General features: G+C 67.2%; 6 protein-coding genes and 1 pseudogene. 2 read left to right on the forward strand and 5 right to left on the reverse strand.

The genetic code is table 11. The features are described 5' to 3' along the window. Positions 1–148: pseudogene (locus Q0A15_RS02525) on the reverse strand (aspartate aminotransferase); the annotation flags it as partial. 127 nt (positions 149–275) lie between these two features. Here Q0A15_RS02525 and Q0A15_RS02530 point away from each other — a divergent pair. Together Q0A15_RS02530 and Q0A15_RS02535 are read left to right on the forward strand one after the other, a co-directional pair. Continuing rightward, positions 276–1,403 (forward strand): glycerate kinase, encoded by a 1,128-nt coding sequence (locus Q0A15_RS02530; RefSeq protein WP_291277967.1) that lies wholly within the window; start codon positions 276–278, stop codon positions 1,401–1,403. Positions 1,404–1,407: 4 nt separating this feature from the next. Further along, positions 1,408–2,706, forward strand: coding sequence for a CapA family protein (locus tag Q0A15_RS02535; protein WP_291277968.1), 1,299 nt, complete (start codon positions 1,408–1,410; stop codon positions 2,704–2,706). Positions 2,707–2,853: 147 nt separating this feature from the next. On the opposite strand, the gene Q0A15_RS02540 is transcribed toward Q0A15_RS02535, so the two are convergent. The 4 genes from Q0A15_RS02540 to Q0A15_RS02555 all read right to left on the reverse strand — a co-directional run bounded on the left by Q0A15_RS02540 (position 2,854) and on the right by Q0A15_RS02555 (position 7,373). Continuing rightward, positions 2,854–3,459: an NAD(P)-dependent oxidoreductase gene (locus Q0A15_RS02540; protein WP_291277969.1), complete on the reverse strand. Its 606-nt coding sequence runs from the start codon at positions 3,457–3,459 to the stop codon at positions 2,854–2,856. Between the two features lie 181 nt (positions 3,460–3,640). Next, positions 3,641–4,411, reverse strand: coding sequence for a PIG-L family deacetylase (locus Q0A15_RS02545; RefSeq protein WP_291277970.1), 771 nt, complete (start codon positions 4,409–4,411; stop codon positions 3,641–3,643). Continuing rightward, the gene (locus Q0A15_RS02550) at positions 4,408–5,640 is read right to left on the reverse strand and encodes a glycosyltransferase (protein WP_291277971.1); all 1,233 of its coding nucleotides are present in this window, start codon (positions 5,638–5,640) and stop codon (positions 4,408–4,410) included. Before Q0A15_RS02550 ends, Q0A15_RS02545 begins: the two co-directional genes overlap by 4 nt. A 218-nt stretch (positions 5,641–5,858) precedes the next feature. Continuing rightward, on the reverse strand, positions 5,859–7,373 hold the full coding sequence (locus tag Q0A15_RS02555; RefSeq protein WP_291277972.1) for a DEAD/DEAH box helicase: 1,515 nt from the start codon (positions 7,371–7,373) through the stop codon (positions 5,859–5,861). Between the last annotated feature and the right edge of the window lie 156 nt (positions 7,374–7,529).

The following is a 7,529-nucleotide window of genomic DNA, read 5'->3' on the forward strand; positions in this document are numbered from 1 at the left end:
CGAGGCGGGGGGGGGCGGGGGGAATGTTGATATCACCCAGGTGGAAGGGATAGACCGTGTTTCCGGCCGCCTTCCAGGAGGCTGCGGCCTGGGCCACGGAGAACGCGGTCTCCGTTCCGAGGCGTTCCAGGCGGGTCGCCAAGTGCATGGGGGCTCCGTCTCTCGCGAAGGGGGATCAGCCCGGTCGGTACTGATATGTCAGTAACGTACAACTGATATATCAGTTGTGACAAGGGTCTTACGAACTATGCTTCCGTTGGTCTAACGTGACCCTCATGCGCGTCGTCATCGCCCCCGACAAGTTCAAGGATTCGCTCTCTGCTGCGGACGTCGCCGCGGCCCTGGCCAGCGGCATCACGACGGCCATGCCGTCATCCCAGGTCACGTGCGTGCCGATGGCCGACGGCGGTGAGGGCACCGTGGACGCGGCTCTCGCCGCCGGCTTCGTTTCCGTCCGGGCACGGGCCTGCGGCCCGCTCGGTGCTGTCGTCGAGGCAGAGTTCGCGCTGCGGGACGACGAGGCCGTCATCGAGATGGCGGCCGCCTCGGGGTTGGCGCTGGTTCCCGCCGCCGAGCGGGATGCGCTGGCGGCAACCTCCCGGGGGACCGGAGACCTGATCCGGGCAGCCCTGGATGCCGGAGCACGTCACATCACGCTGGCTGTGGGCGGCAGCGCCTGCACCGACGGCGGAGCCGGCATGCTGGCTGCTCTGGGAGCGCGCCTGACGGAGACAGGTGGTGCGGATCTGCCCGACGGCGGTGGCCACCTGGGTGCATTGGCTCGCGTGGATCTCTCCGGCCTCGACCCACGCCTTCACGAAACCGATTTGGTCCTGGCCACGGATGTGGACCACCCGCTCTTGGGCGCAGAGGGTGCCGCCGCGGTCTTCGGGCCGCAGAAGGGCGCCTCCACGGAGGACGTCGGGACTCTGGAGGCCGGGCTGCGCAGATTCGCCGAGCTGGTGGGTCCCGAGCTGGCCGAAGCGCCTGGCGCGGGTGCCGCGGGCGGCGTGGGGTTCGGTGCCATGGCCGGGCTGGGCGCGCACCGTGAACCCGGGATCGACGTGGTCATGGAACTGGTCGGGCTGGAGACCGCGCTGACGGGAGCGGACCTGGTCATCACGGGGGAGGGCTCCTTGGATCATCAGAGCCTCGGCGGAAAGACTCCGGTGGGGGTGGCAGGTCTGACCGCACGCGTCGGTGCGGGCGCGGCCTGTGTGGTCGTCTGCGGACGCACCACCCTTCGGGAATCGGAGTGGAGGGCCGCCGGCTTCATTGCCTGTCGCGCCGTAGCGGACCTGGCCCCGGACACCGAGAGCAGCCTGCGGTATGCCGCCACCTATCTCGAACGGATCGGGCAGGGCATCGCGGCACACTATGGGAATCCTGATATGCGACCATGAACCTATGAGTTTCCCCAGTTTTGCTGCGCGTAAGCCGGCGATGATTGCGATGGCGACGGCAGCACTTCTGGTGATGTCCTCCTGCGCGTCATCCGCGTCCAACGACGCCTCGTCCTCGAATGCCTCGTCTGAGACGGCGGCTACCGAGTCAACGGAGTCCACCGCGACGCCGGAGCCCACGCCGACAGAAGAGCCCGAGCCCACCACCATCCACATCGCCGCGGGCGGTGACGTCCTGCTTCACCTCTCCGTCAACGAGGCGGCCAAGCGCTCGGCAGGTGGCAAACTCGACTACACGAAGCTGACGAAGAACATCGAGCCGTACATCAAGGGTGCAGACCTCTCCATCTGTGGGCTCGAGATCCCCGTTGCTCCTCCAGGAACCCAACCCTCCAACTACCCTGCCTTCGGGGCCCCCAAGGAAATCGCCGCCTCGCTGAAGAAGATGGGCTGGGACGGTTGCGCCACCGCGACCAACCACTCCATGGACCGCGGCTTTGCCGGAGTGGAGTCCACCCTGGACGCCCTGGACGAGGCAGGACTGGGACACCACGGCACGGCCCGCTCGGAAGACGAGGCCGACCAGACGCAGTTCTACACGCTGAAGGTCGGCGATCGTGATCTGAAGGTGGCACACCTCTCCGCCTCGACCCTGACCAACGGAATCCACATCCCGGAAGAGCAGCCATGGTCGTGGAACGTCGTGGGCAAGCTGGGCAACCGCACGGTGGATGACCTGATCGAGGATGCCAAGGAAGCCCGTGAAGACGGTGCCGATCTCGTGGTGGCCTCGATGCACTGGGGCACCGAGTACGTCTCCGACCCTGTGCCGGAACAGACTCAGATCGCGGACCAGATGGCCGAGTCCGGTCAGTTCGACCTGGTCTTCGGCAACCACTCCCACGTCCCGGAGCCGATCACCAAGCTGGACGGAGGGCCTCAGGGCAACGGCATGTGGGTGGTCTGGTCCATGGGCAACATGGTCTCCGGACAGTCCAGTGTGGCCCAGCGCGATCCCCGCGTGACGTCGGGACTGTTGACCACCGCCGCCGTCGAGGTTCCTGCCGAGGGAGCGCCCAAGGTGACCAACCTCGAATGGACCGCGGTGACTCAGGACATGAACAGCGACTACGTGTATTCCATGCGGGAGCTCGAGAAGGGGTACACCGACGCGGGTATGGGCATCAGTGCCGCCGAACTCAAGCGCCGCGCCGATGTTACGTACCCGGTCATGAAGGGCGCGGACGAACGGACGGAGGCTCCCGAACCCGCCTCAAAGCTGGTGGACCAGAGCCGGGAGTGACGCTCCGGCCGCCCCCACAACGAACGTGAGTGCCGTTGACCGCAAATCCATCCGGAGATGCGGCCAACGGCACTCAAGCTTTGTGGGAGGGAACCTCCGCTATCGGTTCGATGGCGGAGCTGCCTCAGGTTCGACGCCGGAACCGACTCAGGCGTTGGCGACCGTGAAGCGCTGCTCCTTGTGCTTGGGCGTCTCGATCTCGTCGAGCGCGGCCACGGCGAAGGTGCCCGCGGACACGAAGTCGCCTGCGGGCTGGTTGGATCCCAGGGTATAGGCGGTGGCCGGGCCGGGAGCGATCTCGGGTGCAGGCGCCAGCATGGTCCAGTCGAGCCCGGAGGAGGACTGGTAGTCAAGCAGCACGGCGGCGAAGGTGTCCGCCTCCGGCTTGTACGCGGCCGGGAAGTCCGGGGTGTCCTTCAGCATGGTGCCGTCTGGGGTCTGGGTGGCGCCGGCGCCACCCACCACGAAGAGCCGGCCGGGGATCAGGGTCTCCGCGATCTCCTCATGCAGCTCCCGGAACTCGTCGTGGCTGGAACCGTCACGCGGGGAGGGGACAGCCAGGACCACGACGTCGTTCTTCGAAGCCACATCCCGGTAGGTGGACAGGTCGGAAAGATCTGCGGCCAGGGCAGTGGTTCCCTCCACTGAGGTCCCACCGCGGGTGATGGCGGTGACCTCATGGCCACGCTTGACGGCCTCTGCAGTGATCTCGCTGCCGACCATACCGGTGGCTCCGTACACGGCGATCTTCATGGGTATAGCTCCTTGAACTGTCTCGATTCAGGTTCCGGGCGCCCGGACCTCACAAGATCCGCAGCGACACCGGTAACGGTAGTCGGAACAACAGCTCGGCGGAACGTTTTATGCCACAGGCTCAGCGCGCCAGGTCTCAACGGATGGGGCGTCGGCTCACCGGCAGACGACCGCCGCAGTGTCAGTGAACCAAACGCAGCCCGGACCGCAAAGGCAGCCGCTGGTGCTGGCCCCCCACATGCACGATCTCCTGGTTCACGACACGCAGCTGCGTAGCGTGGCAACCGAGCGCCGCCACCGCTTCGGCTTTCCGGGAGCTCAGGTCGAACCAGCTGAACTCGGGTGCCTCGTCGGCTGAGGCGATCTCCACCAGTGGAAGGTCGGCTGCGCTTGCGGCGGCCGCGGCCAGCTCGTGGGCGCGGATATGGTCCGGGTGCCCATAGCTTCCCTCACGGTCGTACCCCAGGATCACATCCGGCGAGGTGGCCCGGATCAGCGCCAACAGGTCCGCGACCTCCTCCTCCAGCTGGGCGGACGTGAAGGTGCGTGGGTCGGTTCCGTCGGCCGGTCCCGCCAGGCCTTCTCTGACCCAGCGCATACCTGAATCGCGATAGTCTCGTCGCAGTAACCGGCCGGCACGGGCGGGAGGCATCCCGAGGAAATATCGTTCCTGGATCCCCAGAGCCGAACATGCCTCTGCGAGCTCGTGCTCGCGTTTGGCCACATATTCCGTCTCGGTGAACCCCTCGGGGAGGATTCCGGGCACGATTTCCCCGGCCTCGCCACGAGTACAGGTCGCCAGAATCAGGTGCGTGTTCCGGGCCAGGGAGGCCATGAGGCCGCCCGTCTGCACGGTCTCGTCGTCCGGATGCGCGTGGACCACGAGAACACGAGGCCTCGCCACTGCGCAGACCGCTTCCAGCATTTCCAAGGGGGTTGCAGGTGCTGTCACGACAGCAACTCCGCATAGCAGCGCTCGGTGGCCTCCGCAGCGTGAGCCCACGTGTGCTCACGAGCGAACGCGCGGCCTGCCGAGCGCATCAGCGCGTGCCGCGCCGCGTCGTTGCGCACCTGCCCGACGGCGCGGGCCCAGTCCTCGGGATCACGGCCGGTCATGAGCACGCCGGTTTCCCCGTCGACGACGGACTCGACCATCCCGCCCGCCCGGGTCGCGATGACAGGAACGCCGGAGGCGGCCGCCTCCAGATTGATGAGGCCGTAGGTTTCCGAATAACTCGGGTTGAGCAGAAGTCGCGCCCCCCGCAGCAGCCGGGCCAGGTCCTCGCGGCTTTGCGTCCCCATGTGCAGCACCTGATGCGCAACACCCAACGAGACGGCCAGGGCGTCGAGCTCATCGACGTAGTCGCGGAAATCAGGTGCGGCCTCACCTGCTATCACGAGGTTGGGGCGATCAGATTCCGGCATCGCGGCCAGGGTGCGAATGGCCAGGTCCACGCCCTTGAGCCGCTCCAGCCGTGCGGCGAAGAGGAGGTACTCCCTGCCTGGCTGAGGCTCCTCATCGGTGAGGGGGTGGAACTGCTCCGTATCCACGCCGGGGTTCACGATGCGGATCCGCTCCGGGGAGGCCCCGAGCCGCTCCACGATGGTGTCTCGCTCGGCGGAACTGACGGCAATGACGAGGTCGGAGCGTTCGGCGGCGAGCGCCTCTCCGGCGTTGCGTCCCGGAGATTCCGGTGGCTCACCCTCATCCAGGCCGGCCCCGGCGGCGGCCGCGATGGAATGGAAGCTCTGCACGTGTGGCAGGCCGTGTTCGGTCGCAACCGGCAGCGCGGCGACCCCCGAGAACCAGTGCTCGGAGTGCAGCAGATCCGGTGCCTGATCGGTGCCGACTCGCTTCTTCACCCAGGTGTCCAGGGACGCCGTGAAATCGGGGATGAGTTCCTCGTGGGCTGACTTCGTGACGTGCTCGGCCGGACCCGCGTTCAACAGGTGCAGCATGATCCCGGGGACCACCACGAAGCTCGCCAGGGAGTCCGGGTCAGATCGTCTGGTCACCAGGTCCACGGTGTGCCCGCGGGCGGCCAGCGCCAGCGCGGTATTGAGGATGACCACGTTCATGCCGCCGGCATCGGGGGAGCCCGGCATGGCTGTGGGGGAGGTATGCATGCACACGATGGCGATCCGCAGGGTGCGGGGCGGTGCGGAAGTCGAGGCGCTCACCCGGATATTTCATCACGAAAGCCCCGCGTCATGGCGGTGCTTGTACCGGCATGACGCGGGGCTGGACGTGGACAGGGCGGGTGGAACTGGGGAGTCAGGTGCGTCGCGTCAGAATCTTGGGAGTCAGTTGTGCTGCGTCGAGCGGGGATCACCCTGCGTAAGCGACTCCTGAAACCTCAGCACTCGGCGCTATTGACTCCTGAGTGATGCGAATGCGGTCAGTTGCCCTGACGTGGGCCGGAGCCCGTGCTGTAGACCCGCTGGCTGCCACCCTGGCCACCGCGGCCGCGGCCACCCTGACCGCCACGTGCGCTGCGAGAGGAACGTTGGCCGGAACCCTGCTGTCCCTGGCCCCTGCGGCCGCCTCGACCGTGACCGTCACGACCGCCCTGCTCGGGGCCCTGACCCGACTGGCCGGCGGAGGCGGCCTGGGAGCGGGAGCCGTCCTGCGTACGTCGGGCATTGCCCTGGCCGGACTTGTTCCGTCCGGACTTGTTCCCCGAACCCTGCTTGCGCTGGCGAGCCTGCTGCTGTGCCGCCTTCTGGGCCAAGGCCTCAGGATTGGCGATCTTCTGGGCCTCGACGGCAGAGACCGTGACGCGCTCACCTGGAGCCAAGTCGGTGAGCACGGCCTGAGAAAGGGTGTGGACGGTGGGCTTGATCTTGGCCTGACGCATCAGGGTGCGCACATCGCCGCGCTGCTCAGGTGTGACCAGGGTGATCACCGTGCCGGACTGACCAGCGCGGGCGGTACGGCCTGAGCGGTGGACGTAGGCCTTGTGCTCAACCGGCGGGTCGGCGTGGACCACAACGGCAACGTCGTCCACGTGGATGCCACGCGCGGCGATATCCGTGGCAACAAGGGTGTTGACCCGGCCGGACCCGAAGGCGTCCAGGTTGCGGGTACGGGCACCCTGCGACAGGTTCCCGTGGAGTTCCACAGCAGGAACACCCTGCTGCACCAACTGCTTGGCCAGCTTCTTGGCCCCGTACTTGGTCCGCGTGAACACGATGGCGCGGCCGGGCGCGGAGGCCAGATCCTTGACCGCCTCGAGGCGCTGCTCCGGGTCCAAGCTGATGACATGGTGTTCCATCTGCACCTGAGGACCCTCGACCGAATCGGCCTCGTGGATCACCGGGTTGTGCAGGTATTTCTTGACCAGCACGTCGATCCCGTTGTCCAGCGTGGCGGAGAAGAGCATCTTCTGCGCAGTGGAGGGAACCTTGTCGAGGATCCGCTTGACCATGGGCAGGAAACCCATATCGGCCATCTGATCGGCCTCGTCCAGGACGGCAACCTGCAGGTCGGAGAAGTCCACGTGCCCCTGACCCATCAGGTCGAGCAGGCGTCCGGGGCAGGCGATGACCACGTCCACGCCGGCTTGCAGCGCCTTGACCTGCGGGTTCTGGCCCACACCGCCGAAGATCGCACGGCTACGCAGATGGGTGGGAGCCTCGAGGACCTTCAACGACTCCTCGATCTGAGCGGCCAGCTCACGCGTGGGGGCCAGGACCAGCGCGCGCGGCTTGCCCGGCTTGGGACGACGGTTCGATTCGGCGAGGCGCGCCACCAGCGGAAGCAAGAACGCGAAGGTCTTGCCCGAGCCGGTCTTACCCCGGCCGAGGACATCGCGGCCGGACAGGGAGTCCGGAAGGGTGGCGGCCTGGATGGGGCTGGGCTTGGTGATGCCCAGCGGCGCCAGCGCGTCGTTGAGGACGGCAGGGACGCCCAACTCGGTGAAGGTCTCAGCCGTCGGGACCGGAGCCTTGGTGGCCTTGGGCGCCGCAACCTTGGGGGACTGCGCCGGGGAGGACTGTTTTGCGGCACCTTGCGTTGGGCTACCCTGACGGCCTGGGCCGGAGGAGGGGCGCCGACGACGCTTCGGGGC

This window comes from Galactobacter sp. (assembly GCF_022712295.1).
In the GTDB taxonomy this organism is placed as follows: Bacteria; Actinomycetota; Actinomycetes; order Actinomycetales; family Micrococcaceae; genus Galactobacter.